This window comes from Streptomyces sp. NPDC043861 (genome assembly GCF_056435905.1).
The window spans coordinates 12,802-37,521 of record NZ_JBWKDP010000023.1; the positions used below are offsets into that span (position 1 = coordinate 12,802).

The window sequence follows — 24,720 nt, forward strand, 5'->3', positions numbered from 1 at the left end:
GGCGGCTGCAAGTCCTTTAGCCGAAGGTCCGCAGTGGTGTCTCGGCTATGCCTGAACTGGCCGAGGGAAGCGGCTTGGTGTGAGAGATCTGAGAGAGCAGACGGCTGCCGTGCAACAGCCATGGCGGTGGCAGAACGCTCGGGGGCGGGCATGGGTGAGATCGTCAAGGGGCTCGAACGAGCGTTGCTGACCCGTCCCGTGCCCACGCGTGACGCCGCTGTGCGTTTCCTGCTCAAGGCGGAGAAGGGCTCCACGAAGAACGTGGCCGTCCTCCTGGGGATCTCCCAGCGCACGGTACAGAGGTGGGTCACTACCCGGCCGGGAATGCGCCGCCGCCCCAGTGCCGTGCATGCGGGGTTGATCGATGAGGCCGTCAGGGCACGTTGGCAGCCTCTGGCCCGGCCCGCCGGCGGGCCCGGGCCGAGGCCGACGGTTTTGTCTTCCACACCAGGGCGCGGTTCGGTTTCGCCGCTCCGGCAGGATCGTCGGACGATCCGCGAGTACGGCTGATCACCCAGTACCTGTCGGGAGAAGTGGCCCGCGAGCTGTTCGCCGCCCGGGACGCCGGCAGGGGTGAGCAGCAGCAGATGGTGATCCTCGCCCGCGCTTTGGGGCATGCCTACTTCCGGGACTGGGGCCAGCGTGCCCACGGTCTCGGGATCGCCTTCACCGACGTGGAGTTCGCCGATTTCTCCATCGACTGACCGTGCACCGGAGTTGGGGCTCAGTGCGAGGGCGGTGTCTGGTGCCGTGTCAGCATCGCGTCATAGCGCTGTGCTTCCTTGCGTTCGCGCCAGTCCCACTGGATATGGAGGGTGCGCTGGCCTGCGGGCGGCTGGGGCGGGCGGAGCCTAGCGGCCTCGGCCACGCGCAGCAGGTGGGTGCGGTCGTGGAGGCCGGCCAGCAGATGCTGGTCCTGGCCGGGCGCGAGCTGGGCGAAGCAGACGGCGGCCTTCAGGAAGAGGCGTGCCCACGGGGGTACGGGGTGGGTGGCGCAGCCATCGGTGTAGCGGGCGCGGTCATGCACGGCCAGGGTGGCCGCCACGTCGTCATAGTCGCCGGGGCGGCGGTGGCGAGCTGCTGGAAGGAGGCGTCGGTGAAGAGCGTGGCGGCGAGGGCTGCGGCCAGGCGGGGGTGGGCGGTCGCGGCGGCCAGGCGTCGGACGGCTTCCCGGGCTGTCTGCTGGGTGGGGGGTGCGGGTGGCGGCCGGTGCCGGAAGGTAATCGGCGGCGGTGTGCACGGGGCGGTACAGGTGGCGGGGCTGTCGTAGGAGACGAGGCGGTCCAGTGCGGGCAGGGTGAGCCACCGGTTGGCCGGCCGGGCGGGCTCGTCAGCAGGCGGGGATACGGGAGCGGTCGTGCCGTAGTAGTGGCGTCGGGCGGCCTGGAAGTCGGCGGTGACGCAATAGTCGGCCGTCTGCAGCGCCTTGTGCAGGGCGGCGGGCAGGTGCGGGCGGTGGCAGACCAGAGTCAGACGGATGCCGGTGAGGGCACGCAGTTGCAGAAGGCGCATCGTGCGGCGGGCGGTGAGGCGGTGGGCGCGCAGGACAGTCAGCCGGGTGACGGGAAGGGCGGTCATCCAGGCGGTGGCGGCTTCCCAGGCGGGCTGACGGCCGGCGGGGAAGCCGCCCTCGAGCAGAGGCGGTTTGCCCAGGGCGGCGAGAAGGTCGTGTGCGAGGCCGGTCTCGCTGGTCGTGCCCGGCCCGGGGTGCAGGGTGATCCGGCCGGACGGCGGATGGTGGGCGGCCAGGGCGGTATGCGTGTGGATCGCATCGTCATGACGGTCAATGACCACAGTGACGGGCGGCGACGTGGCGGGCGGCATGGTGGTCAGGCGAGACGGCTGAAGGCCCAGCGCAGCAGCTCCTGATCAACGCGGGGACGGCCAGTGCGGGCCAGTGCGGTGCTGGTGTGGGCGGTCAGCTGGGCCCAGGCGCGGAAGTTGCCGTGCGCGGCATGCTGGTCGGCGAAGGCGATGTCTTCAGGGGCGGCGTCGGCCCAGACCGGGTGGAACAGCGGGATCACCTCGAGGACCTCGCCGGGGGTGAGGCGGGTGAACTGCTGCCAGATGAAGACCCGGGAGGAGAGCATCGGTTCGCGGCGCAGCACGGTGTGGCAGCCCGCGCCACCGACGAAGATGATCGCGAGCTGGGTTGAGGGTTCGTCCCAAAGGTAGCGGAAGTATTCGAACGCCTCCCCGTTGAGCCACTGGGCCTCATCCACAAGGAAAGTGCGGGGGCGTTCGGCCAGGGCCGTCTTCAGCAGGCGGTCGAACTCGCTGGGATGGCGCGGTGGTTCGCCAGCCAGGTCGAGCGCGGTGAACAGTTCGTAGCGCACCGCGCGGGCGGTGGGCCGGGCCCGGAAAGTGATCTTGCGGACGTCCTCGCCCGGTTCGAGTTCGCGCAGACAGATGTTGACCGCGAGGGTCTTGCCGAAGCCGGCACCGCCGTGGATGCACATCATGGCGCGGGCGGCGACGGTGTCGGTGACGTTCTCCCGCGCCACCAGCAGGGCGCGGGTGGTGACCACAGAGGCGTCGGGCAGATCGACGTACTGGTAGGTGGCCGCGGTCACGAGGCATCTCCGTCTTCATCGGTGGTGAGACCTGCGGCCCGCCCGCCCGGGCCGTCTGGGGCGGAGGCGCCATCACGGCCGGAGGGGACCGGGGCGGGCCGGCCTGGCGTGGTCAGCGCGGCCAGGGAAGCAGGAGTGCGCCACCCGGCCGGAGGCGCAGCGGGCGGGATGAGGTCCCGCAGCGCCAGATCCGACAGGTCGGTATCCGTGGCCTGGGCGAGTTCGGCCTCGGCCTGCGCGGTGGTCAGCGCGCCGAGCCGCTGCGGAGCCTCGGGCTGGGTGACGGCGGCGTAGCGCTCGCGATGTGAGGCTTCCAGGTCCTTCTTCAGGTGGCGGGCGCGGGCGGCTCGCGCTCTTCGTACGGCGCTGACCTGTTCCTCGGTTGCCCGGTCGGCCAGGTCCGCCGGACCCAGGTAGCGGCCGGTGGCCGCGTGGTAGACCTCGATGCGGTGGTCGTGGTGCGGCATGAAGCGGACCCGGACCTGGATCCCGGCCTGACCGGTCATCCACGGACCCACATAGTCGCGTCTGCGGAAGCGGACACCGCGCGTAGTCAGCTTGCGGGTGCCGGCGTCCTCCAGGGTGAACGTCCACAGATCCGCCGCCGGCACGTCTCTCAGCGGCGTGGGGTCGTCCTGCCACGCCTCAAGCGGGGTCATGCCCCGCAACGGCGCGGGGCGGTGTGTTCCACCACACCGTCCAACCCAGCAGCCGGGCAGTGAAATCCTCAAAACTGAGCAGCACCTCGTCCTTCGGACGCGCAGCCCGCTTGCCGGGGCGCGGCTGGCAGGCATAGCCAGGCAGCGCGGCCAGGAACATGCTCTCCACCGCCCGGTTCAGGCCCTCCACGGTGCCCTTGAGGTGGGGGGTGTAGGCGGGCAGGTCCTCCACCGTCACGTCCAGGAGATCGAACGCGGCGGTCACCGTCCGGGACAGGAAGTCCTTGCCGCGGTCGACCCGTACCTTCTCCGGCAGGCCGCCGAACGGACCGTAGAGGTCCTCGCGCAGGACCGCGGAGCGCAGCGCAGCCAGCACCGACTCCCGCGACGGATCTCCCGGCGTGATGGCCACCCCCGTGATCGCGTTCGTCGCGCAGTCGGTGAACCAGGTGATCCACGGCCTGCGGGCCCTGCCGTCGACATCGATCAGCACCGGCGCCTGCATGTGGTCTGTCTCCCATACCTTGTTGCGCCAGCCCCGCGGCCGGGCCAGGAACACATCGTGCTTGCGCGCCGCCCGCTCCCCACCCGCTAGCCCAGCCCTCTCCCCCGGCGTCAGATCACGGCGGATCGCCCGGTGCAGCGTCGTCAGCGACGGTGCATCTGCAGGCGGAGACTGCCTGGCAGCGCGGACGACCAGCTGGCGATGGACCGCCCGCACGTTCCCCTTCCACAGCGCCAACAGCCCACGGACTTCAGGCGTGATCGTGAACCTCGTGCCGATCTGGGCCCGTGCGCCGGGCTCGTCCGCCGCCCGCTCGTCGCGGCCGGCTTCGGCCAGCCACCGCCACACCGTGCGCTCCGACACCCCCAGCGCATCCGCCGCCACCCGGACATGGCCGGTCGCCAGTTCGCCCCGCACCCGCAGAGCGAGCAGCCGGCGCACCGCCACACCACGCAGCGCGGTACGCGACGCCTCCGGAAGCCCTCCCCGCGCGGCTTCGGCCGCACCACCGTCTTCCACCTCCCCCTCCTCCCCGCACATCCACTCAGGCCGGAGGACTCAGACGCCTAAACAGACGCCGCAGCAGCGCCCGGTCCACCGACGCGTCCGGCACGCTCAGCAGCGCGTTCTGCAGATGCGTCGTCAAGGCAGCCCAGGTACGGAAGACACCGTGCGTGCACGACCGGTCGATCCACGCCACCTCCCCGTCAGCTACGCCGGCCCACAACGGATGAAAGGCCGACACCGTCGCAGCCACCTCGCCCGCGGCAAGACGCCCCACCTCCTGCCACGCACAGATCCGCGACGCCAGCTGCGGCAGACGCGCCACCGCGCGCTCGCTGCCCGCCCCGCACAGCACCAGCGCCATCCGCGCCTGCGGGTGGTCCCACAACGACTGCAGATACTCCAGGCACGGCACCGGCAATCGCTGCGCCTCATCCACCACCAGCACCCAAGCCTGGCCCAGGGCGCCGATGATCCGCTCATCGGCCTCGGCCGAACGGTGCGGAAACCGGCCCGCCAACGTCAGAGCCTCGAACACGGCCCGCCGCAGTTCCGACACCGACGGGCGCACCGGCACCCGCACCCACGACACGCTCCAGCCCACCGGCCGATCCGACAGCGCCATCCGCAGCGCCACCGTCTTGCCCCGCCCCGCATCCCCGAACACACACGCAGCGCCCTCAGCCGCCATCGCCTGCCCCACCGCCTCGGCCACCGCACGCACCGACGCCGTATGCACCGCCTGAGCACCCGCCGGCAACACCACGCCCGGCGCCTGCGCCACCGGCGCTGCCTCCCGCGAGGGCATCAGCTCAGCCGGACCAGCCCCGCCACCAGCAGACGGCGCGCCGACGCCGGCACCCGCGACCACGAGATCCGCCAGAGCCTGCCGGGTCTCCCGCTCAACCCGCTCCTGGCGCAAAACGGCACGGTCCGGCAACACCCGTCCCGCGGCCAGCTCCCGCTGCACGGCCCGGTACACCGAGGCCAGCGACACCCCCGCATCCCCGTCCCCGCAATCCTTCAAATGCCGGTACAGGACAGACACATTGCCGCCCGCCTGCGCCAGCACCTCCCACGCCTCCTCCGACAACTCGAACCGGGAACGCCTGCGACGCTCCACACGGCCCTCACTGCGCGCCGCCTCCACCCACCGCCACACCGTCCTCGAATGCACCCCCGCCAACCGCGCCCCCGCCCGCACATGCGCCGACGTCAAACCACCAGCCGCATCCAGCTCCAGTAACCGCCCGACCAACACCGGCCGGGAACCCGATACCAGTCCCTCAAGCTCCCACTCCCCCACCCGGTCCTCCCCGGCCGCACCCACCGACAGAAGACCACCGTGAACCCGCCCACCCGCAAAAAGATCAGAAGTACCGTTCCCGTGACAGCGGCACGAGGCAGGGTGTAACGCCCCATGACAGTCACGACGGCAGCGGACACCACCCCATGTCAGCGAGACTCCCCACCCTCAACGCTCGGCCAGCAAAAACTCCCCGACCTGACATGCCGTCACTGACACCCAACCACTGACACCAAACCGGCACATCGCAACTGACCTCGGGTCGCTCAGGAGCGGGGGCGTTTGGATCCCTTGCGGCCGCGCCGGGGGCGCACGCCTAAAGTACTTAGGTGGCCTCAACGCGCCGCTGACAACGTGCAACTCCGCGGATAGCCTCGCTGTGCGTTAAGCGGATGGGGGGCCTTTCCGCCATTACGACACAGTTCTTGCACTGGTGGTGTCGCGGAAGCACGGCGCGGGCCCCAAGCGAGTGGGGTAAGGCGTTCGTGCACGGGGGGCTCATGAGCAGCAATCAAGGTCGGCGGCAGTCCGAGGGGACCCCACGGCCGGGAAGCCGGTCCAGCAATCGGCGTGCGACCGCACAGCTCAGGGACCAGGTCGTTTGGGAGTTCAACGCCGCCACGCAGCGCGGCCTGGCAGGTGTCCCCGTCGCCGAGGAGACGCAACCAGTATTCGTGCAGTTCCTGCACGGCGGCCTCAACGAGCTGATGGCGGTGCCGGATCCCGAGGCTCGACTGCCCGAGGCCACCCACAATCTTGAGGGGTTCGCCTCGAATCTGGCCGTCGAGACGCGCCGTCGCAGTCTGACCGCGGTCACGTTGGCCGTGTTCACCGCAATCAGGGAACACACCTGTCCACTGTGGCCGTTCTGCTGATCCTGAGAGAGGGCCACCATGGCAGCAGCTGAAGAAGCGGCCGCAGCAGAACGACGCAATGCCGCCCTGACAGCGGCGTCGGAGACGAGCAAGCACGTCCTGACGCTGACGACCGCGGTCGTCACCATCACAATCAGTCTGGCCAAGGACATCGTCGCCGATGCGACTTCCTCGGACCTGGTCTGGCTGCAGCTGGCCTGGCTGGCTCACGCCATCTCCGTACTCACTGGAGTTGGCACGCTCCTGGCTCTGGCCGGCACCGTGAGCGAAAGTGACGACACCACCTCCATCTACTCGACGAACATCCGACTGCCAGCCGCTTTGCAGATGACCTTCTTCGCGCTGGGGCTGGCGTTCGTGGTCGTCTTCGGTGTCTTGGCCATTTAGGCGCGACAGCCTCCACCTTGCGACGTCATTGCGATCCCTTATGCGTTTGTTCACCCACAAACGGTGGGATGAGAGAGGACATAAGATGGCACGTCCCGGCTCGTACGGAGCCGCGTTCACACCCGGTGGTTCCCCTCGGGAGATAGAGGCTCTGCTCGCCGGCATCACTAAGGCGCTGAACGAGCTCAGGTACCTGGACACCGAGGCCGGCGGGTACGCGGTGGATGGATTCGCTGCCGGCTCCGCCCGGGTCACGGAGATCAGCAGACGCTACGGGGAGCCGTACCGGCTCGGTGTTGTCGGGGACTTCAACGCCGGCAAGAGCACGCTGATCAACATGCTGCTCGGCCGCCGCGGTGCCGTGGTGGAGGGGGTGGTTGCCACCACGGGGACGCTCACCGAGTTGTGGTGGGGTGAGACCGAGTCGGGAGAGGTGCTGGACCAGGACGGCGCGACCCTGTTCCGTGGAGCGCTGGAGGAGGCGCAGCGGTACACCGACCAGCGCACCGTCGAGGGACGGTCGGTGCACGGTCGGCGGGTGCGCGTGATCCTGCGCCTTCCGGCGGGCGTGTTAAAGAACCTGATCATCCTGGACACGCCCGGGCTGAGCGCCACGCAGGCGGACGACGCGACGACCATGGAGGCTCTGCATCTGGTGGACGCGGCCGTGCTCGTGGTGAGCGGCCATCAGCCCGGGGGCGACAAAGCGGTCCGGCTCGCCGAGCAACTGCGGCGAACCAGGCGGCGGTTCTTGGTCGTGGTCACCAAGAAGAACAAGATTCCGAACGTGAATGTGGCTCTGGCTGCCGTTATGGACACCTTCGCCGCCACCGCCGACGGGGAGCCCATCGCGGTTGACTCCATCGACGGCCTGGCGGCCTTGCAGGAGCTGCGGACGGTGGCAAACGGCGGCGACCCCGAGGCAGTCCGCGCGGCGCAGGACCGTCTCGCCGACTCGGGATACACGGCCCTGTACGAGCATCTCTCTGCGTCCTTCCTCGGCGGGCACGGCAGTTCCGGGCGCAGCGGCCAGGCGCTGTCAGACGTCTGCGACACGCTGAAGCGACTCGGTGCCCGGGCGGAGCGGCAGGCCGAGCGCCTAACGGCTGAGGCCGAGAAGGCCGGGGGCGAGATGGACAAGCACGCGGAGTTCGTCAAGACGGCCCTCTTTCCTCAAAAGCGCCGCCTCGACCGTCGGCTCGAGGACCTGGTGGACCTGCACATTGGTGAGCTGCTCGAGGACGTGGCCGAGGCCGCAGAGTTGGCTGTGGAGCAGGTTCACGCCCAGGCGCGGCGTATGGCGGTGCAGGGCTTGTGGGCCAGTATCTCGTCGATCTTCATGGACGATTCCGGGCTCACCCTCGCAGAGAGGATGGAACGCATGGTCGGGGACGCTCTCGGGCCAGACCGCCTGAGGATCTTCTCCCATGCGCTCCATCGCGCCGCACTCGACGAGCTGTCGTTCGGCTGGAACGAAAGCGACTTGCGCATCGACAAGGTCGGCGAGGTGGTCGCCGCCGAGCTCGGTCCCGTGCTTACACAGGTGACGGCGGGAGCGCAGGGGCTGGTCGAGGAGGCCTCTGATGAGCTCTTCCGCTCCGTGAAAATGATGTGCCACCCGGCCAGCCAGGCCGTCGCAGCCACCGAAATGCTGTTGAACGAACTCGGCATCGGAGCACGTGCGCAGCGACGGCGGGACCAGCTGAGTCGCGCGCGTCGCCAGGCAGCCACTGGTGTGCGGGCCACCCGGGCCAGCCTCCAAGACGCACAGGGGAAGTTCTACTGGGCAGAGAACGCGAAGATCTTCAATCGGCTGAAGGCGGAGGCCGACCGCAGGGCCGGTGAGGGCGGACGCCTGCAGATGGATGCCCAGGAGCGCTCACGGCAGTGGCACGAGGCAGCCGATGTCTGTGCCCGGCTGGCCGAGGCCTGCAGCGGGTTGGGGCCGACGCGTGCGTCCGCATGCGAGGGGGCCGAGCGTGGCAGGTGAGGAAGCGTTTGTTGAGTGTGGCGCGAGCGCCGGCGTATCCCTCGCGGAGGCGCTGGCGGGCCTGGTCTCGACGGCCGCCGACCTGAGCTTGGATCTCGGCGGCCGGGCGGACGAGCTCGCGGCGTTCCTGGTGGCGGCACCGACGTGTTGCCTGGTCGCCAGGCCCACGGGCGCAGCTGTTGCCGACGCTGTCGCGGGGGCGGTCGCCGATGCCCTTCCGGAGGTCCGCATGCTGCGGCACTCCGTCACGGACTGGGCCGACCGGCCTCTGTGCGATGTCGTCGTCCTTGCCACACCGGCAGAACAGGCGCTGTCCCAGTGGGAAGAGGATGCCGTGCGGCAGGCCGCAGCGGACGGCTGCCGTGTCGTCGTGCTGGTCACGGATGTCGAGCTGCTGGGCGGGGACTCGGAACAGCAGGCGGCCTGCAGCGAGATCGAGAAGTTCCGGCTGCGCCCCGCCCTCGGCCCACTGGGTGCACAGTGGCACTTTCACGCGGCGGGCGGGAACCAGGGCACCTTCCCCGCGCTGCTACGGCAGGTGCTGGCTGAGGCAGCCGGACAACCGCACCGCCGGCCCGCGCTACGTGCGCTCGCCACCCTGGTCGCCACGGCTGCGGCACAGCTCGAAGGACGCGTGGAGATCAAGCGCCGGGAGTCGGCGCGGCTGGCCGAACTGCGCAGCCGGCAAGAGCCCGTGGTTGAACATCTGCACAACGAGGCCAACCTAGCTCGGATGCGCGCGCTTGACGCGATCCGCGTTGCTGAGCAGCAGCTCACGCGAGTGTCGTTGGCCGTCGGTGGGCGTGCCGTGGAGTGGGCCGAGGACGGCGAAGAGGGCGTTGCCCCCTGGGAGTCGGTCGTACAGCCGCTGCGTGAGGCGTGGCGGGTCTTCCGACGCCAAGCGACGCAAGCAGTTCCGGACGCCTGTGCGGGCTTCCGGGCCGAGTGCGAGCAGGTGCTCGGCGGCGATCGCCGCGCTGCGGCGATGCTGAAAGTCGGAGAGCTGCCTCCGCCGCTGTGGTCTGGTCAGTGGACCACCACAGAGGTCGGGGAGGCACTGACTGCGCTCGACCGGTGCGATCTGGACGGCATGTTGAACCGGTTGCGCCACTGTGCTGAGAACGACATGCCCGGGCCCGCACGCGATACCGACGAGTGGCACCTCGGCGCCGGCCTTGGCGCAGGAGCGGAACACCCCGACATCGAGAGGGGGACGAAAGGCTCCGACCCGTGGGGCACCCCCCAGGAATCCACGGCTCAGCAGCCGGACCACGATGCCGAACCAGGCGCAGGGCCGCCCCGGGACGACGGCAACCCGTCCCGAGCTCAGCATGCCGATCCGGATGTGCAGAAGCAGCATCAGCAGCAGTCGGAGCCGCCGTACCGCAAGGAGAATGTCGGCCAGGAGAAGGCCGGCGCGCCGGAACCGCCGCGGGCCGACCCCGGTCTCGGGCAGGCTGCGGAGCTTATCGACCGCCACCTGCGTTTGCTCCACGAGACCGTGTTGCGGGCTGTGAACAACGTCCCGCAGGAGAGGACCGATCTGAGCGGCGTGCTGCAGACCGGGATGCAGACCGTACTCGAACCGCAGATCAAGACGCTGAGCCGAACCGTCGAACAGGTCGTGGTGAAGGCTGCACGCGCAGACGCCGAGTGCGCCGGGCAGACCCGGGCCGCCTGGCTTGAGACGGCGGCCGTCGCGCTCGCCGACCGGCACTCCTGGTCGGCCGGACAGGTGCGCATCGAGGCTCTGCGCGCGTGGTGCCGGACGGAGGAGCGCCTTGTCCGGTGAGCGGACGGCCGTGCTGCGGATGCCGCGACACACCGCTGCGGTGACCGGCTTGGCAGCGGCGGCGGGCATCGAGCTGCCGACGGCCCCGCCGCTGTCCGGCACGGTGGCCGTGGTGGGGCCCCGGGGCTGTGGCAAGACCACGCTGCTGAGAGCGCTGCTCGGGGGCGGGTCGGCAGGCACTCTTGCGCTTGCTGCCGTTGCCTGGCAGTGGCACGGGCCCACAGAGTATGTGTACGGTGCCGGACCGGGCATCGAGGTCCACGGCTGTGCGGCCGACGGATGGCGGCCGGCCTTCCCAGTGGACCCGCAGTGGGAGGCGACCGAGGCGCGGTTCCGGCGGATGCGCGTGCACCTCCCGTGCGATCTGCTGGCGGGTGGCCTACGGGTACTGGACCTGCCGGGGTTCGACGGGGCGCTCAGCGACCTCGCCGAGTATGCCGAGGAGCTGGCCGATCCGGCCGTCGGTGTGCTGTACGTGCTGCCCCACCGCGGAGTCACCGAGCTCGACGTCCAGGCCTTCGAGGCGCTGCGCGGCCGGCAGCCGGTGGTGGTGCAGGCCATCAGGGACGACCAGTTGCTGCCGCGTCAGTCGCTTCTGGAACTGGTCCCGGTACCTGTGTCGGACTGGCCGTACGCCCTTCCATTGGTTGTCTCCGAGGTGACCGGCCACGGCGGTGCGACTTCGTCCGACCGTGGCCGGGCGGCACTGATGGATTGCCTGGCGGTCCTGCGAGCGCAGGCGCTGCCCGCGGGCACCGGATCGGCGGTGCTCGAGTGGTCCGCCCAGGTCGCCCCACGGCTGTCGTCGGCGATCTCCGACCGGATGTCGGCGATCCACCACGACGCACGAGTCGACGCCACTGTGCGGCGGGTCGCGGCGTGGGGCGAGCTGGCCCGCGCACTGCGGGACTGCCGGACACTCCTTCCTGTGGACGGAGTGCTGAAGGAGCTCTGCCGGGACGCACAGCAGACCCGGTTCTATCCCGTGTCGTTCCTGCGTCCGCTGGTCGCACGCTCAGCGTCGGAGCTGGTGGACCACTGCAACATCCGGGCGGGCCGCCAAGGTGCCGAAGGGGATGCGCCGCTGCAGGCCCCGAAGACGGACTTTGCCCGCAGGTACCTGCAAGCGCGCGCCAGCCTGCACGGCATGGTGTGCAACCTCGCCGCGCACGCTGCAGAGCTGGGCTTGACCCAGGAGGAGCGGAACACGCTCCACACACTTCGACACAAGTCGGCGTCCGAGTGCATCGAGATCGCCATGCTCGGTCAGTTCTCGTCCGGCAAGTCCTCGCTCATCAACGCCATCGTGGAGCAGCGGTTCGGCGACCGGGTGCGCAAGCTCCTGCCGACGAGCGTCCGTGCCGAGACCGCGACCGTCAACATCGTCACCTGGGCTGAGCAGGAGCAGGTCCTCGGAGTCGACTGGCGTACCAAGGCCGACCTGTGTTTCCTCGCCCGGGAGCGGGACGAGGAAACACGGTTCCGGGTCCGGGCCGACGAGATCGAGGCCTTCGCAAGCTGGCTGCGGACAGGTCAGGTGGCGCCCGCAGATTGCACCTTCTGGCTGGTCAAGGGCCACCCGGAACGCGAGGCCATGCAGGCGGGCGACAAAGACATGGTTCGAATTTTCCACCGTACGGTCGACGTGCTGCGTGAACTAGGCGCCCACGGCAAGCTTCCCGACTACGTCTATCCGCACGGCGCCAACGATCCCGACGGCCGCACACTGCCCGAAACGACGGTGGTCACCAGGGTCGAGGTACGGAAATTCGCTGCCACGCCCTGGACCGAGACCTCGAAACCGCTCACGCCCGAGCAGGCCTTCGAGCGGATCGGCGGGGATCTCGGCATCTCCCTACGCGTCGGAAAACTACGCCTCGGCTATCCGCTGGAGCTGCTGAAATACGTCACACTCATCGACACCCCAGGGACGGACGCGCCGAAGCCGCACCACGCCGAGATCACACATAGCATCCTCTCCGAGCGCAAGTGCACCGTGCTGTGCTGTCTCCCGGCGGACCGCGCCGCCGCGCAGGAGGACGAGAAGAACCTCCGCCGCATCCTCCGCTACATGGAGCGGGACAGCCGGGGGCTGGAGCGGCTGTTCGTGGCGGTTACGGCGGTCGATCTCAAGGCGCCGGAGGAACTACCGGAGATCCGCCAATCAGCTCTGAAGCTGCTGAAGCGGCTCGGGGTTGAGTCGCCCAAGCTCTATCTGACCGATGTGAAGAACCGCAACGCAGATTTCCAGGATCTGGTCCGCGACCTCGGGAGGTTCGCCGAGGCCGACCGGCGGCCGTATCTGCTGGACTGGACCCGCCAGCTGCACAACCTGCTTACCGAGGCCGACCGGAGGTGCGTCGCCGAGGTGGCGATCGCGCATGCCGACGAGGCCGCCCGCCGGACCCGGCTGGCCGAGCTGGACGTCAGCCTGACGGTACTGGTTGAGATACGCGAGGACGCCGAGACGTCCGCTGAATGGGGCCTGCCGCGGTTGCGTAAACGCGTGGAGAAGGCGACCTCGCTCAACCGGCAGGAGGTGACCAGGCTCGTCAACGGCCTTGAAGGACCGGACACGTACCGGACTGTCGAAGACGACCTGCAGAACGCGTTCCGGGCCCTGAACGACAGCGCGGACAAAGCCGTCGCGGCCCAGCTCGCCCTCATGGCCGACGAGATCCGCAGCCGGATCGAGGCTTCGGGCATCACCGCCTCGATCAGCGACCCGCCCACCCCGTCGACAGGAACGCTGTTCCCCGTTGCTCGGGTGGCCGCTGCCGCCCGAGCCGCCCATTGGCGCACCAGGTGGCAGAAGACCAAGGACTTCTTCGCCGGCCGGAGCGAGGGCAGCGATACCGTGCGCAACCGCAACCGTGTGGTCGAAGCATGGGAGGAGAGTGACGCGGCCGGGCGCCAGGCGATGAAAGAGCGCGCAAAGGAAGGTGGGCAGCACCTCAGCGACGAGATCGCGCGACTGATCAACTCCCTGTCGGCCGAGCGTTCGGCCCAGGCACGACCGATGTCCAAGGCCCGACTCGGCGAGATCGCCCGAATCCGCAAGGATCTGGAGCGGTGGCAGGGCCGACTGGCCGCGTTCGAACGCACTCTGGAGAACGAGGAAAGACATGGCCGCCATCGGTGACTACGAGCATGAGACGGCGCAACTACTGGCAGCGGCAGTGGCGGGGACCGTCGACAAGGCGCTTCGACCACAACTCCAGCCGCTAGCAGAGCAGTTGCTGGAATTCGGTGAGGAGTTGAGTCGGCTGCCGCAGGCCATCGGCCGGGTACGCACGGCCGTGGACGCCGTTCCGGCAAGACTTGCGGACGCCGTCGAAAGGGGGACGGCCCAGGTGCGCCAGGGCCTTGGCCCGCAAGAGCGATTGCTGCACGACCTCAACGACCGGCTGGCCCTGCTCGTGGACCGCATGGCAGCGTTGGAAGAGCGACTGGAGGCGCAGGAGACCGCCCGCTCCGCCGGCGCCCGCTCAGCGGATGATGCCCGCGAGGCGTTGGCGGCCCGGCTCGCCACGTTGCGCCGCTACCTGCTGATCGGCCTGCCCCTCGCAGTGGTCGCTCCGGTGGCCGTCCTGATCATGTTGTTCGTAGAAAGCCGCAGCTAACTGATCCTTTCAGAATGAGTTTGGTTTGCTGGCTTGGCAGTTGGGCTGGTGGGCGGCAGAGTTGTGCAGGTGTCAGATGATCTTGTGCCTGATGATCTGTGGGATCGTGTCGCACCGCTGCTCCCGACTCGCCCGCCGCGGCGTCGGCGGTATGCGGGCCGGCTGCCGGCGGATGACCGTGCAGCTCTGCGCGGGATCGTCTACGTGCTGCGCACGGGTGTGACTTGGGCGGACGTGCCGACCGAGACGATCGGCTGCAGCGGGGTGACGTGCTGGCGGCGGCTGCGGGACTGGACCGAGGCCGGCGTCTGGCCCCGAGGTGCCCCCGGTGGTGTGGACACACTGACAATGGATCTTGCAGATCCGAGGAAGGGTGTCCTGGTGGGACGGAAGTCTCCGTATCCGGAGGAGTTCAGGAACGACGCCGTCGCGTTGTACCACGCGGCGGGTGGGAAGCGCACGTATGCGGCGGTCGCGGCGGACGTCGGGGTGACCGGCGAAACGCTGCGGAGCTGGGTGCGCCAGGCCGACGAGCACGCCGGCCGGGATCACAGCCGCGGCGGGCAGGACATGGAGAGTCAGAACGAGGAATTGGCCCGGTTGAGAGCCGAGAACGGTCGGCTGCGCAAGGCGGAGAAGGAGTGGGAGCTCGAGCGGGAGATCCTGCGCCGGGCGGCGGCCTAATTCGCGAAGGAGATGAAGTGAAGACCCGCCGCTGGGACTTCGTCTCCGCTCATGCCGGGACCTTCGGCGTTCAGCGGATATGCCGGGTTCTCCAGGTCTCGCGCTCCGGGTACTACCGGTGGCTCGCCGGCGCGAAGGCCCGCGGAAAGCGGCAGGCCGCCGAGGATGAGCTTGTTGCGGAGATCCGCGAGATACACACCGAGCACAAGGGAACCTACGGTGTCCGCCGCGTCCACGCCGAACTGCGGGGCTTCGGGCGCACTGTCAACCGCAAGCGCATCGAGCGGCTGATGCGACGGCACGGCATCGAGGGCCGGCACCTGCGCCGCCGCAAGCGCACCACCGTCCCGGGCCGGCTCGCGCCGCCCGCCCCGGACATCGGGCCACTCGCCGCGCAGATCGAGGCCCGCTTCAGCCAGACCTGCTGCCAGCTCGCCCGAAGCCTCCATGAGACCGGCGTCATCGAAAGATCTGTCGGCCGAACCGTGCCGGTGATCGTCCACGAACTGGAGTACTACGAGGCGATCGCCCGGCAGACCGAGGCCGCCAACCCGCCCGGCCTCGCCGACGAGTTCACCTCATGGGTCAGCAATGGTTGAGGCATTCGGACAGTTCCAATACCCGACTCCACCATTAGCGATCTACCCGGCCGAGACCATCGAGGCTCACCGCGCCTTCATCGCCCGTCGCCGGGCCAGTCGGACCAGCGAAGAGTATCGGACGCCGACCGAGGAGGAATGGGACGCTTTCCTCGCGCACTTCGAGAAGCGCAAGGTCTCCATCGGCACCTGCGGTCGCGCCTTTTCAAGCCCTTGTGTTCATGAACACGCTTGCGTTCGTTGCTCGCTTCTCCGGCCGGACCCGGCCCAGCGCGGCCGGTTGGAGGAGATCCGCGACAACATCGTCGCCCGCATCGCCGAGGCCGAGCGCGAGGGCTGGCTCGGGGAGGTCGAAGGGCTCCGGGTCAGCCTGGCTGGAGCCGAAGACAAGCCTGCTCAGATGGACCGACGAGCTTCCGGCGGTACGGCGATCGACCTCGGCATGCCTCGCATAGCCGCAGCTCAATTTGCCCAGGTGGAGGGAAGGGCTTCGCTGACACAATCACTGGATGACCAGTAATGACATCCGGTTCGACTGCCAGCGCCGTGGCGACGGCGGCCCGCTCGTGATCGTCCCCCGCATCGACGGAGCACCACTTACCGAGCTGATCGACGGGTTCGAGATCGCGGCCGGGATGCAGCCCGCAGGCGACGCCTACGGCGGTCTGATTCCGGAGTTCTTCCGGTTCGGCCCGATGCAGGATCACTTCCTCGGACGGTCCACCAACGCGATGGGGCCGAAGACACCCGTTCTCGGTTGTGAATGCGGCGAGTGGGGATGCTGGCCCCTCATGGCCCGCATCACCGCGACGACCGGCTTCGTGACCTGGGACGCCTTTGAGCAACCGCACCGCAAGGCCCGCGACTATGTGGCCTTCGGTCCGTTCCAGTTCGCCCGTCACCAATACGATGGCGCCTTGCGGGCCCTGAGCGCGGTGATCGGCTCCGACGTCGACGACACGCGTGCATGAGCGCCACCAGGCGCGGCCTGTTGGGCTAAGGGATGGGGAAGCGGTTTATGGAAAGGTTCGAGACGGAGAGTCTGGCGCTCATGCCTGGCCAGAAGGTGCAGGTCAGGGTCCTCAGCCATCACCCATGGGGTGTGCTCGTTGAGATCGTTGGTTACGAGAACGCTGGTCTGTCGGCCTCTATCGACATGATCCAGCAGTTCTCCCCGACCACGAGCAGCCACGACGAACTACTCGCGCTCTTTCCACCCGTCGGTTCACAGATCGATGCAGTGATCGAGCAAATCCACCGCTGGCATCCGCCGGTATCAGTGCGGCTCACCATCCGACCTGCCGACCTGGAGTCACTGGTCTGGAGCTGCGACTTCTGTGGTGAACCGATCACGTTGGGCCCAGGTGGAGACGCCCTCGTCCTGGACTCGCGCAGCAGCGACGGTCCAGGAAGCCACACCATCATCTCCCACCGGCACTGCCTGGCCGAGCGCATCCGCCCGGAGAACAGTGGAGAGCGGGCGCGAGCATTGAAGATCGGGAAGATGTGCTGAAGTCGGGCGGTTCGCGCCTACCGGAATGGATGAGCTCGACAGCTCATTCGGCGGGAACCGGGCGATAGTTCAGAGAAGCTTGTGTCAGATGCTCGCTCCTCCGGCCTGACCCAGCCCAACGGTCACGGCTGACTGAGATCCGCGACAACCTGATCGCCCGGATCGCCGAGGCGGAGCGGGAAGGATGGCTGGGCGAAGTCGAGGGCCTCCAGGTCAGCCTCGCCGGCACGCAGGGCAAGCTGGACCAGCTCGATGCCGAAGCAGCCCGCCGACCCTCCGCAGTCGATCTCGGCATGCCGGCCTACGCAGACATCGCCAACCGCACCACCACCACCACAACGTCGACGAACCGGCACCGTCCCTGAAATCCATGGTCGCCACAAAGCTGAACTGCCTACGCTCCGACCCATGCGAACTGTTTTCGTGTTTCCCGCAGGTGAGCGAGCTGAGACCGTTGCATCGCTCGATCGGCATCTGCCCGAGCAGCGCCATCCGTGGACTCTGGACGGCAACCTCTACATCGACATCGACGATGAGCAGACCGGCTACCTCTTCTCCGACTGGGATCCTGAGGATGTGGCGATCCTCGAAGCGGCCATCGGACACCACCCACTTGGGCGGTGCAGATCGACATCTCCGGGCGGATCGACGGCACCGCAGAGGTTCACCAAATGATCGCTCTGCTGCTGCGCTTCTTCGACTTTCGCGGCTACCACGAACTCAACCGCGGACACGGGCGTTCCTGACTCGATCACCTCACCAGCGCAAGTTCAGAGAAGCCTGTGTTCGCTGCCCGATGCTCTGGCCCGACCCCGCCCAGCGCGACCGACTCGTCGAGATCCGCAACAACCTTCTCGACCGCATCGCCGAGGCCGAGTGCGAGGGCTGGCTCAGTGAGGTCGATGGACTCAAGGTCAGCCTTGCCGGCGCCGAGGACAAGCTCGCCCAGATCGACCGCCGCCGAGGCGAGCACAACGCTGTCGACCTTGGGTTCCCGATCACGCCAAGGATTCGATGAGCTCACTCACTCGGCCGCCCGCACCGGGCCCGATGGGGTCTATTCAGGACGCCGTTCGTGCATCACGCGTGCAGCCGCCGCCTGAGCTGCCTCTTACTCCCACCGGTTCGGTCGCGAAGACCTCGGGCGCCCCGGCGGCGCCTGTTGAAGCGACAAAGCGATCTTCGCACGGCTCACGGAGAATCAGCACCGGATTTGATCAACCAAGCAAGATCAAGGAGAAGTTCAGAGAATTCGGGGTCAGCCCTTTCTACTGCGAGCCGGGACTTCGCGGCGCTCATGAGAAGGGTGGAGTGGAAGGCCAGGTCGGCTACCTCCGCCGCAACTACCTCACACCCGTGCCCCAGGTGGGCTCCCTGGACGAGTTGAACGCGTCTTTCGCCGAGTTCGAGCGGGCGGAGGAAGGCCGGCGGATCGGGATGCGGATCCGCACGATCGGCCAGGACTTCGCCCACGAGTCGATGCTGCTGATGCCACTGCCGCAGGATTCCTTCGAGACGGGGGCCGTGTTCACTCCGCGGGTGGACCGCTACGTGATGATCGCGGTGCGGGTCTGCCGCTACTCGGTTCCGGCCAGGTTCATCAGCCGCACCGTCCGCGTTGTGCTCCGTTCCAGCGACCTGGTCGTCTTCCACGGCCGCACCGAGATCGCCCGCCACCCCCGCCTGACGGCGAAGGGCGCCGAGCGGGTCGTCCTGGACCACTTCCTCGAAGTCCTGCTGGCCAAGCCCGGCGCCATGGCCGGCTCCGAGGCCCTGGACCAAGCCCGCTGCGAGGGCACGTTCACCGCCGCCCACGAAGCGTTCTGGGCTGAGGCGAAGAAGGCCGAAGGCGACACCGAGGGCACCAAGCAGCTGGTCCACGTGCTCCTGCTGCACCGGCACCTCGAACACCGCGATGTGATCGCTGGCATCCGATCGGCCCTTGCTGCCGGCGCCCACGTCGCCGACATCGTCGCCCTCGAAGCCCGCAAGGCCGCTCAGACCGATGGCCGTTCCCCCACCGTGACGGTCACCGGGCTGGCACCGGCTCTGCCCGGGCCGGAACCCAGCGAGGTGGTCAGTCTGAACGCCCGCCGGGCGGCCATGCGGGACTATCCCCAACGTGCCAGGCCGGCATTCCACCGGTTCCGACCATGCCCCGGAAACCAGACCGATGCCTTGGCCCGAATCTGAACGCTCCCTAACGCCGCCACCGCACGACCTTAAAGTCAGCAGTCCCGAGGCAGGCGCCGGCCGAACTGTCGACCACCAGGTCGGCGAAGTCGTCGGGGCGCTGGGCGGCTCGGTAGGCGTCCTCAGCGGGCATCCACTCGTCGGCCCAAGACGTGCGCGCCTCCTCGCCGTCCCGGTCCAGCCCGCGCCGAAGTCGAACCGCCGCGTCGCAGTGGCAGAAGACGGCGTACGCATAGGCGTCGCGTAGCCGCTGTTTGAGGCAGGAGACGCCCTCCACGATGATCGGAACCTCAGCGGGCACCTCGATCCAGTCCGCAAGGGCGTCCTTCTCCCAGTCGTACCTTTGGTACCGCAGCGGGCCGCCGCCGACCGCTGGTCCGATGACCTGCTGCGCGAGGCGGGGCATGTCGAACAAGGCGCCTGCCTCTCCGCTGCGCTGCTGCGGATCGCGCTCGGCAGATAGAAGTCGTCGACGTGGACCACGACCGCGCCTTCGAGGCGTGCGGCAATGAGATCGGCCAGGGTGCTTTTCCCCGAAGCACCCGGGCCGTCTATGCCGACGAGGATGCGGGGACGGCTGGCAGCGCGACCGCTGATCGTCGCCACCAGCTCGCCTAGCTCCAACCGGTGCGGTTCATGCATGCCTAGCTCCAGAGATCTGCACATCGATGGAAGAGGTGGCGTACCGAGCGGGATCTCCGATAAGGCTTGGCCTGCTCTCGGCCACGCTAAGCAGATCCTGGTCCGGTCGCCAGCTTTTGTGTTCCATGACCGGCCGAGGGTGGTAGAGATGCAGCGGATCGTGTGCCAGCTGTGCGATGGCGGTGTTCGCGGTGATCCGCTCGTAGAACTCGTTGTCCTCGTCCCCCCATCCCTCGTATCGCTCGTCGTAGCCACCTGCCGAGTAGAAGAGCTCTGACTCCACGAAAATGCAGCCGCCCCTGTTGGTCATCAGGCGGTAGCCGAGGAGGTCTTCACCGTCCACCTCCCCCGGCGCCTCAAGCAGCCGCTGCCGGACCGCTATCTCGCTGGAGTGCTGGTCGAGGTATAGGAGGCTGGCATGCGGCAGCAAGGCACGTGAACCGGTGGCGTGCAGGTGGTCGAGGGCAACGGCGAGGAAGTTTCGATCCACCATGACGTCTGCGTCGAGAAAACACAGATACCGCTCGGCCCGGCGTCGGTATCGAGCGCAGGAGCTCCTCGTAGCGGGCCGCCTTTGAGCGGGCCCTGCTGGCCGGATTTGGCCCTCGCACGAGGTGCCGTCTCTCAAGTACCTCTGTCACTGCGTCGATGCTGTCGTCATGGCAACGAGTCAGCCGCAGATCGTCATCGATGCCCCCGACAGTCGGGGGCTGCGGGAGGTCAGCGTCGGCGGGGTAAGCGTCGGGCGGGCCTGGTCGACGCGGGACCTTCGCAGAGTCCTGCGGCGAGCCGGACTACCAGCCGACACGGACCTCCACCACCCGGGGCAGGTCCGATGGCGGGCGGACGCGACCTTTTGGCCGGACCGCACGTGGCAACGACGCGCCGTCGCCTGCCTCATGGCTCTTGGAGTCGCCACCTCTGCGGCTGTCCTGTTCCGAGTGGGGCTATCGGACACCCTGCGGGCGCTGACCTTCGGCGGGCGCGTCATGGGCGTGGTTTTCCTGGCCGGAGCGTTGCTGGAGGTGGCCGCGGCCGCAGCGGTTATTGACTATTGGGGCAAGCGAAAAGTGAGGTACTCCGGCCCATGCGTGGTGCTGGGTGTCGTCATCGCTACCGTGACGAGTGCGATGCTCCTGATCCTGCAATGGGAAGGTGGCTACCTCAAGGGGTGGTTCTGGCTGTGGATCGTCCTGGTGGTCTGGTCCGGTTGGGCGGTATGGGAGCTCAGCCGACAGAAAGCCTGGCGGGGAGTCCCCCACCCGAGGAGCTTTGCGGTCGGGCTCGCTCTGTCGGGTCTGGTCGGGGCGGCGAGTGTGGCCTACTCCTCGATGTACAGCCCCTACATCGCCCCGCCCAAGGTGCCTTTCAACGCCTCCTTCGGAAAACCGACACTGAACGCCGCGCATTCGACCCTCTACGTGCCAGCGCACTTCACATTCCGAAACGAGGGATCGGTCAGCATCTTCGTCATCGGAACGCTATGGAAAGCCAACCTGTGGCCTTCGACGTTCACCGAGAATCCTACGAATTTCGGAACAGTGAGGAACGATCTGGGCAACGGCTTTGACACCTACCGCCACGAGCGCTTCCAGGGAACCTCGCGCCTGCTAGCAGCAGGGAAGATCAGCGGCCCGGGAGATCGCCTCGATCCGGGAGACGACTTCTCCACAAACGTGGTCCTCGAGGTACCCCTCAAAGCCGGAGACGGCCGACTCTATGTCGACGCGACCATCTCGTTCATCCGAGCCGACCGAGGCAAACTCGCCAACAGCTATAAAGAGTCCCTCCAGTACTCCTGGAACACCCGCTCAGCCGCCACGGAACATCAGCGAGATGCCCCCGCTTGGCTGGCAGAGAAGGGCGACGACTTCTTCCATTACAGATCCAGGATCTACCGCACCAGCACGATCATGAACATGACCCAGCATCCGGACTGGGTCGCCATGTGGTGGGTGATCCCCAGATCGAACAAGAGAGGCTGGTTCACGCCGGGAGACACGGACCCCTACATGGAGGTCCACATCGCCCGCGACCCGGACAGCCAAGAGAGGCTCAGCGACGAGCAGCAAGAACCCTACGGAATGAAAACCCTGGGCCTATATATCGACCAGCCGGTCGCCCTGCTCCGCCAACAGGCCGAAAAACCCTGATGCCACCAGGCCCAAGAGCCCATGGGCCTCACCAGCTATCCGTTCCCGGCACCCTGTTCGCCCCATGTCGGGCCGCGAGCGGCAGCAGAGGCCCTCTTTCCCTCACCGGTCACTTACCAACCGTGCACAAGCCACTGAACTTGAATTCGTGATGTCGGCGGCGTCGCAGAAGCTGCTGGGCTCCGGTCGTTCGGGATCAAGAGCGTGTCTGCAACCAGTGACGGGCGGCGGCCATTGTCAATTCGATGTCGTCGCTCCATGAACAGACTTCCAGCCAGGACAGGTAGCCGCCCTGGGTGAAGACCAGGACCTCACCTGGGCACTCGCCGGCTTCGGTGACGAGCTGCGCTTCGGCCGCCACGACCGTGCTGGGGCCGGTGGGTGCAGGGCCCACCTTGCTGGAGTCGAGCTCGAAGTAGGCGGTGCCACACCCACATGTGCAGCGCGCTCGCACACGGAGGTGCGGAACCTGCCTCTGGAGCGCGATATGAACCGGGGTGTCCCCGTTCAGGACTGCCGCAAGCACGTCGGCCACGTCCCCAGGCAGGCTCTCATTCATCAAGTCACCGTATCTGACCAGCGACCTGAGACTCCGACCGTGCCGGCTGCCCTATCGCCGATCGGCCAGCCAGCGTGTTCACGCTTCCAGCACCAGGCCGGTGCCAGCGAGGCAGCCATTGATGACCTCCGGTCGGTACTGCAGCATATTGAGCTTGCGCTTCACGGCACGGGTGATCTGGCTGAGGTCGGCTGCGCCCCCCGGGGTTGGTCAGTCCTGGACGAGTCGCAGGGCGCGGGCCTGGGCGGCCCGGTCGAGCACCGGGGTGCACCACTGGATGCTGTCGAGGACGAGTCGGTCGATGACGTCGTCGAAGCCCTTGGGGGCGCTGGCGAGCACGAACGATCGGCAGAGAGCGCTGGTGCCCCGGCGGGAAAGCCCGCCGGGGCACCAGCGCTCATCGCCCTACTGCGCCTGCCCCTTCCACTTCTCCGGCAGGAGGGGCGCCGAAATCAGGAAACAGACGAACGCGAGCTGAACCGTGACCTGGAGCAGTGGCGCCGCGGCGGTACTGGACGCCAGCACAGGCCAGGCGAACACCAGCATCGGCGCCACCAGCCCCCCCCCCCGGAACCGGCGCGGTTCCATCTTCCGGTGAGCCAATCCCGCACAGATCGCGAGGCAGAGTGTCGGAGTTCCTATGAATCCCAAGAGGATCAGGCTTGTCGCCATGACCTTCGCGACGGGCTCGCCTTCCCAGGGAAACAACAGGGCGATGATCAGCCACGCGGTGGCGTAGAGCAGCAGGTACGTCAGCACGCAGCGCCCGATTCGCCCCCAGGCCGGACGGGCCCCACGAGAGGCCGCCTGTTGTGCGTCCTGCATCAGCATCCCTTCACGCATCGGCTATCGGTCCAGGTCTTGTTGATCTTCCCTGGCCAGCGGGTAGGGAATCCAGACCGCTGGGGCTGTCCATGCTGTCTGTGGCGATGATTCGTGGTGACTGGTTGGGGCGGTACTGGACCACGTCCATGTCAGGATACGGGTCTCCCGACGGCTCACCGTGACAGAGGTCTTCGTAGCTTTGATCTTGATCGTGTTGTCTGCCGCGAAGCACCTGAAGAGGCTGTTCACGCCGTGCACGCCGATGTCCAGTTGCTTGGCAGAGCTGTCACGGCCGAAGCCTTGGGGGGCGCGGCATAGGCGCGCACTATGTCTGTGGACGGACCTGATGGAGTCTTGTGCTGGGTCTTCCTACGGTTGCTGACGACGTCGTAACCCTCTTCTCGGTGTGTGTGCTCGGTTGGGCGGCTGCCACTGCCGCCGTGATGGTGGTGCGTATGGCCGAGGGCGGGTAGGCCCGCCCCCGACGGCGGGCCCTATCGGGCGAGGCGGGCCTTGCGGAGCCAGTAGGCCCAGCGGCCCGCCCGGTACCGCACGGCAGCGGACCCCGGGAACTCCCCAAGTCCCGTGTAGAGCTTGATCACGGTGCGCTCGGACATGTCCTCGATAGCGCCGACGGCGGTGACCTCGCCGGGGAAGGCGAAGCCGACGGTGCGCGGGTCGAACCCGGCGGGACCGAGCGTGTAGAAGTACATGCGGTACCCGCCCTTGAGGTCGTTCTCGTTGAACAGGCCGAGCACGACGGCCTTGCGCAGGCCGGTGTTCTTGCCGTCGATGTGGCGCGGGACGACGATGAACGCTTCGATGCGGGGCAGGCCTTCGCTGTCGGGCAGGTAGTGGGCGCGGCGAATGCCTGAGACTCCACCGGTGACCAGGCGGACAGACCCCCGGGAGCGTTCGGCGAAGCGGCTGACGATGAGCTCGGCCCGTGCCCGGGGCTCTCGTACACGGTGCGGACCGAGCGCCAGGTCTGCCCTTTCTGCTGCTTGCCGCGGCAGCAGTCCGGGCCAGATGGGTGCGGCTCCACATCGACCGGTGCGCCGTTCTCGTCGACGACCGTGTGGATGCGGCGGCACCGGGCGGTGCGCTGCCAGCTGCACCACCGTTGCGGCTCGGCGCACTCCTTGCCGTGCCAGCGGCGGCAGTCCTTCGTACGGCCGACGAAGGTGATGCGGCGGATCTCGCAAACGGCGTAGGGCGTCTGGTCCAGGCCGGTCTCGAAAGCCTCCAAGACCGCGCGGTTGCGGCCATCCTCGGCTAGTCGCCGGTAGAGCGATCCGGCGGGCCCATACAGGGACATCTGCTCGTTGAGCGCCATCG

25 protein-coding genes and 3 pseudogenes are annotated in these 24,720 nt (G+C 68.0%); 16 read left to right on the forward strand and 12 right to left on the reverse strand.

Annotated features, from left to right (window positions below):
- Positions 1-383: 383 nt before the first annotated feature.
- Positions 384-704: a telomere-protecting terminal protein Tpg gene (tpg, locus tag AC068D_RS34890; RefSeq protein ID WP_478827166.1), complete on the forward strand. Its 321-nt coding sequence runs from the start codon at positions 384-386 to the stop codon at positions 702-704.
- 20 nt (positions 705-724) lie between these two features.
- Here the strand turns inward: tpg and AC068D_RS34895 are convergent, their stop codons facing one another.
- The 5 genes and pseudogenes from AC068D_RS34895 to AC068D_RS34915 form a co-directional block, all read right to left on the reverse strand.
- Positions 725-1,045: a hypothetical protein gene (locus AC068D_RS34895; protein WP_478827167.1), complete on the reverse strand. Its 321-nt coding sequence runs from the start codon at positions 1,043-1,045 to the stop codon at positions 725-727.
- Positions 955-1,824 (reverse strand): hypothetical protein, encoded by an 870-nt coding sequence (locus tag AC068D_RS34900; protein ID WP_478827168.1) that lies wholly within the window; start codon positions 1,822-1,824, stop codon positions 955-957. Before AC068D_RS34900 ends, AC068D_RS34895 begins: the two co-directional genes overlap by 91 nt.
- A 5-nt stretch (positions 1,825-1,829) precedes the next feature.
- A complete protein-coding gene (locus AC068D_RS34905) occupies positions 1,830-2,573 on the reverse strand; it encodes an AAA family ATPase (RefSeq protein WP_478827169.1) in 744 nt (247 codons plus the stop codon).
- Positions 2,570-4,178, reverse strand: a pseudogene (locus AC068D_RS34910) (Mu transposase C-terminal domain-containing protein). Before AC068D_RS34910 ends, AC068D_RS34905 begins: the two are co-directional and overlap by 4 nt.
- A gap of 103 nt (positions 4,179-4,281) precedes the next feature.
- Positions 4,282-5,364, reverse strand: a complete 1,083-nt coding sequence (locus AC068D_RS34915) for an AAA family ATPase (protein ID WP_478827170.1) — start codon at positions 5,362-5,364, stop codon at positions 4,282-4,284.
- 683 nt (positions 5,365-6,047) lie between these two features.
- On the opposite strand from AC068D_RS34915, the gene AC068D_RS34920 reads away from it, so the two are divergent.
- The 11 genes and pseudogenes from AC068D_RS34920 to AC068D_RS34970 all read left to right on the forward strand — a co-directional run bounded on the left by AC068D_RS34920 (position 6,048) and on the right by AC068D_RS34970 (position 17,010).
- Entirely contained in the window at positions 6,048-6,422 is a 375-nt protein-coding gene (locus tag AC068D_RS34920) for a hypothetical protein (protein ID WP_478827171.1), read from the forward strand.
- Between the two features lie 18 nt (positions 6,423-6,440).
- On the forward strand, positions 6,441-6,809 hold the full coding sequence (locus tag AC068D_RS34925) for a hypothetical protein (protein WP_478827172.1): 369 nt from the start codon (positions 6,441-6,443) through the stop codon (positions 6,807-6,809).
- A gap of 85 nt (positions 6,810-6,894) precedes the next feature.
- Positions 6,895-8,799, forward strand: a complete 1,905-nt coding sequence (locus AC068D_RS34930) for a dynamin family protein (RefSeq protein ID WP_478827173.1) — start codon at positions 6,895-6,897, stop codon at positions 8,797-8,799.
- Positions 8,789-10,591, forward strand: a complete 1,803-nt coding sequence (locus tag AC068D_RS34935; protein ID WP_478827174.1) for a hypothetical protein — start codon at positions 8,789-8,791, stop codon at positions 10,589-10,591. Before AC068D_RS34930 ends, AC068D_RS34935 begins: the two co-directional genes overlap by 11 nt.
- A 40-nt stretch (positions 10,592-10,631) precedes the next feature.
- Complete coding sequence (locus tag AC068D_RS34940; protein ID WP_478827175.1) at positions 10,632-13,733, forward strand: dynamin family protein; 3,102 nt, start codon at positions 10,632-10,634, stop codon at positions 13,731-13,733.
- The gene (locus AC068D_RS34945) at positions 13,717-14,214 is read left to right on the forward strand and encodes a hypothetical protein (protein WP_478827176.1); all 498 of its coding nucleotides are present in this window, start codon (positions 13,717-13,719) and stop codon (positions 14,212-14,214) included. The genes AC068D_RS34940 and AC068D_RS34945 overlap by 17 nt, the downstream gene beginning before the upstream one ends.
- 69 nt (positions 14,215-14,283) lie before the next feature.
- A pseudogene (locus tag AC068D_RS34950) lies at positions 14,284-14,532 on the forward strand (transposase); the annotation flags it as partial.
- Positions 14,533-14,595: 63 nt separating this feature from the next.
- A pseudogene (locus tag AC068D_RS34955) lies at positions 14,596-15,278 on the forward strand (IS3 family transposase); the annotation flags it as partial.
- Positions 15,279-15,489: 211 nt separating this feature from the next.
- Positions 15,490-16,017 (forward strand): integrase, encoded by a 528-nt coding sequence (locus AC068D_RS34960; RefSeq protein ID WP_478827177.1) that lies wholly within the window; start codon positions 15,490-15,492, stop codon positions 16,015-16,017.
- Entirely contained in the window at positions 16,007-16,468 is a 462-nt protein-coding gene (locus AC068D_RS34965) for a hypothetical protein (protein ID WP_478827178.1), read from the forward strand. The genes AC068D_RS34960 and AC068D_RS34965 overlap by 11 nt, the downstream gene beginning before the upstream one ends.
- 47 nt (positions 16,469-16,515) lie before the next feature.
- Positions 16,516-17,010, forward strand: a complete 495-nt coding sequence (locus AC068D_RS34970; RefSeq protein WP_478827179.1) for a hypothetical protein — start codon at positions 16,516-16,518, stop codon at positions 17,008-17,010.
- A gap of 122 nt (positions 17,011-17,132) precedes the next feature.
- Here the strand turns inward: AC068D_RS34970 and AC068D_RS34975 are convergent, their stop codons facing one another.
- Positions 17,133-17,366 (reverse strand): hypothetical protein, encoded by a 234-nt coding sequence (locus AC068D_RS34975; RefSeq protein ID WP_478827180.1) that lies wholly within the window; start codon positions 17,364-17,366, stop codon positions 17,133-17,135.
- Between the two features lie 52 nt (positions 17,367-17,418).
- Between AC068D_RS34975 and AC068D_RS34980 the strand changes: the two genes are divergently transcribed.
- From AC068D_RS34980 to AC068D_RS34990, 3 genes are all read left to right on the forward strand, one after another.
- Positions 17,419-17,685, forward strand: a complete 267-nt coding sequence (locus AC068D_RS34980; RefSeq protein WP_478827181.1) for a hypothetical protein — start codon at positions 17,419-17,421, stop codon at positions 17,683-17,685.
- 121 nt (positions 17,686-17,806) lie between these two features.
- Positions 17,807-18,028 carry a hypothetical protein gene (locus AC068D_RS34985; RefSeq protein ID WP_478827182.1) on the forward strand — a complete coding sequence of 74 codons (222 nt, stop codon included), beginning with the start codon at positions 17,807-17,809 and terminating at the stop codon, positions 18,026-18,028.
- A 293-nt stretch (positions 18,029-18,321) separates the two neighbouring features.
- A complete protein-coding gene (locus tag AC068D_RS34990; RefSeq protein ID WP_478827183.1) occupies positions 18,322-19,203 on the forward strand; it encodes a Mu transposase domain-containing protein in 882 nt (293 codons plus the stop codon).
- 7 nt (positions 19,204-19,210) lie between these two features.
- Here AC068D_RS34990 and AC068D_RS34995 read toward each other — a convergent pair whose 3' ends face one another.
- Positions 19,211-19,618 carry a uridine kinase family protein gene (locus AC068D_RS34995; RefSeq protein WP_478827184.1) on the reverse strand — a complete coding sequence of 136 codons (408 nt, stop codon included), beginning with the start codon at positions 19,616-19,618 and terminating at the stop codon, positions 19,211-19,213.
- A 219-nt stretch (positions 19,619-19,837) separates the two neighbouring features.
- On the reverse strand, positions 19,838-20,338 hold the full coding sequence (locus AC068D_RS35000) for a galactosyltransferase-related protein (RefSeq protein WP_478827185.1): 501 nt from the start codon (positions 20,336-20,338) through the stop codon (positions 19,838-19,840).
- Positions 20,339-20,504: 166 nt separating this feature from the next.
- Between AC068D_RS35000 and AC068D_RS35005 the strand changes: the two genes are divergently transcribed.
- Positions 20,505-21,998 carry a hypothetical protein gene (locus AC068D_RS35005; protein ID WP_478827186.1) on the forward strand — a complete coding sequence of 498 codons (1,494 nt, stop codon included), beginning with the start codon at positions 20,505-20,507 and terminating at the stop codon, positions 21,996-21,998.
- Between the two features lie 196 nt (positions 21,999-22,194).
- On the opposite strand, the gene AC068D_RS35010 is transcribed toward AC068D_RS35005, so the two are convergent.
- The 4 genes from AC068D_RS35010 to AC068D_RS35025 form a co-directional block, all read right to left on the reverse strand.
- Positions 22,195-22,557, reverse strand: coding sequence for a cupredoxin domain-containing protein (locus AC068D_RS35010; protein ID WP_478827187.1), 363 nt, complete (start codon positions 22,555-22,557; stop codon positions 22,195-22,197).
- 210 nt (positions 22,558-22,767) lie between these two features.
- A complete protein-coding gene (locus tag AC068D_RS35015; RefSeq protein WP_478827188.1) occupies positions 22,768-22,896 on the reverse strand; it encodes a hypothetical protein in 129 nt (42 codons plus the stop codon).
- Between the two features lie 66 nt (positions 22,897-22,962).
- Positions 22,963-23,388 (reverse strand): hypothetical protein, encoded by a 426-nt coding sequence (locus AC068D_RS35020; RefSeq protein WP_478827189.1) that lies wholly within the window; start codon positions 23,386-23,388, stop codon positions 22,963-22,965.
- 488 nt (positions 23,389-23,876) lie between these two features.
- Positions 23,877-24,503 carry a DUF6409 family protein gene (locus AC068D_RS35025; protein ID WP_478827190.1) on the reverse strand — a complete coding sequence of 209 codons (627 nt, stop codon included), beginning with the start codon at positions 24,501-24,503 and terminating at the stop codon, positions 23,877-23,879.
- Between the last annotated feature and the right edge of the window lie 217 nt (positions 24,504-24,720).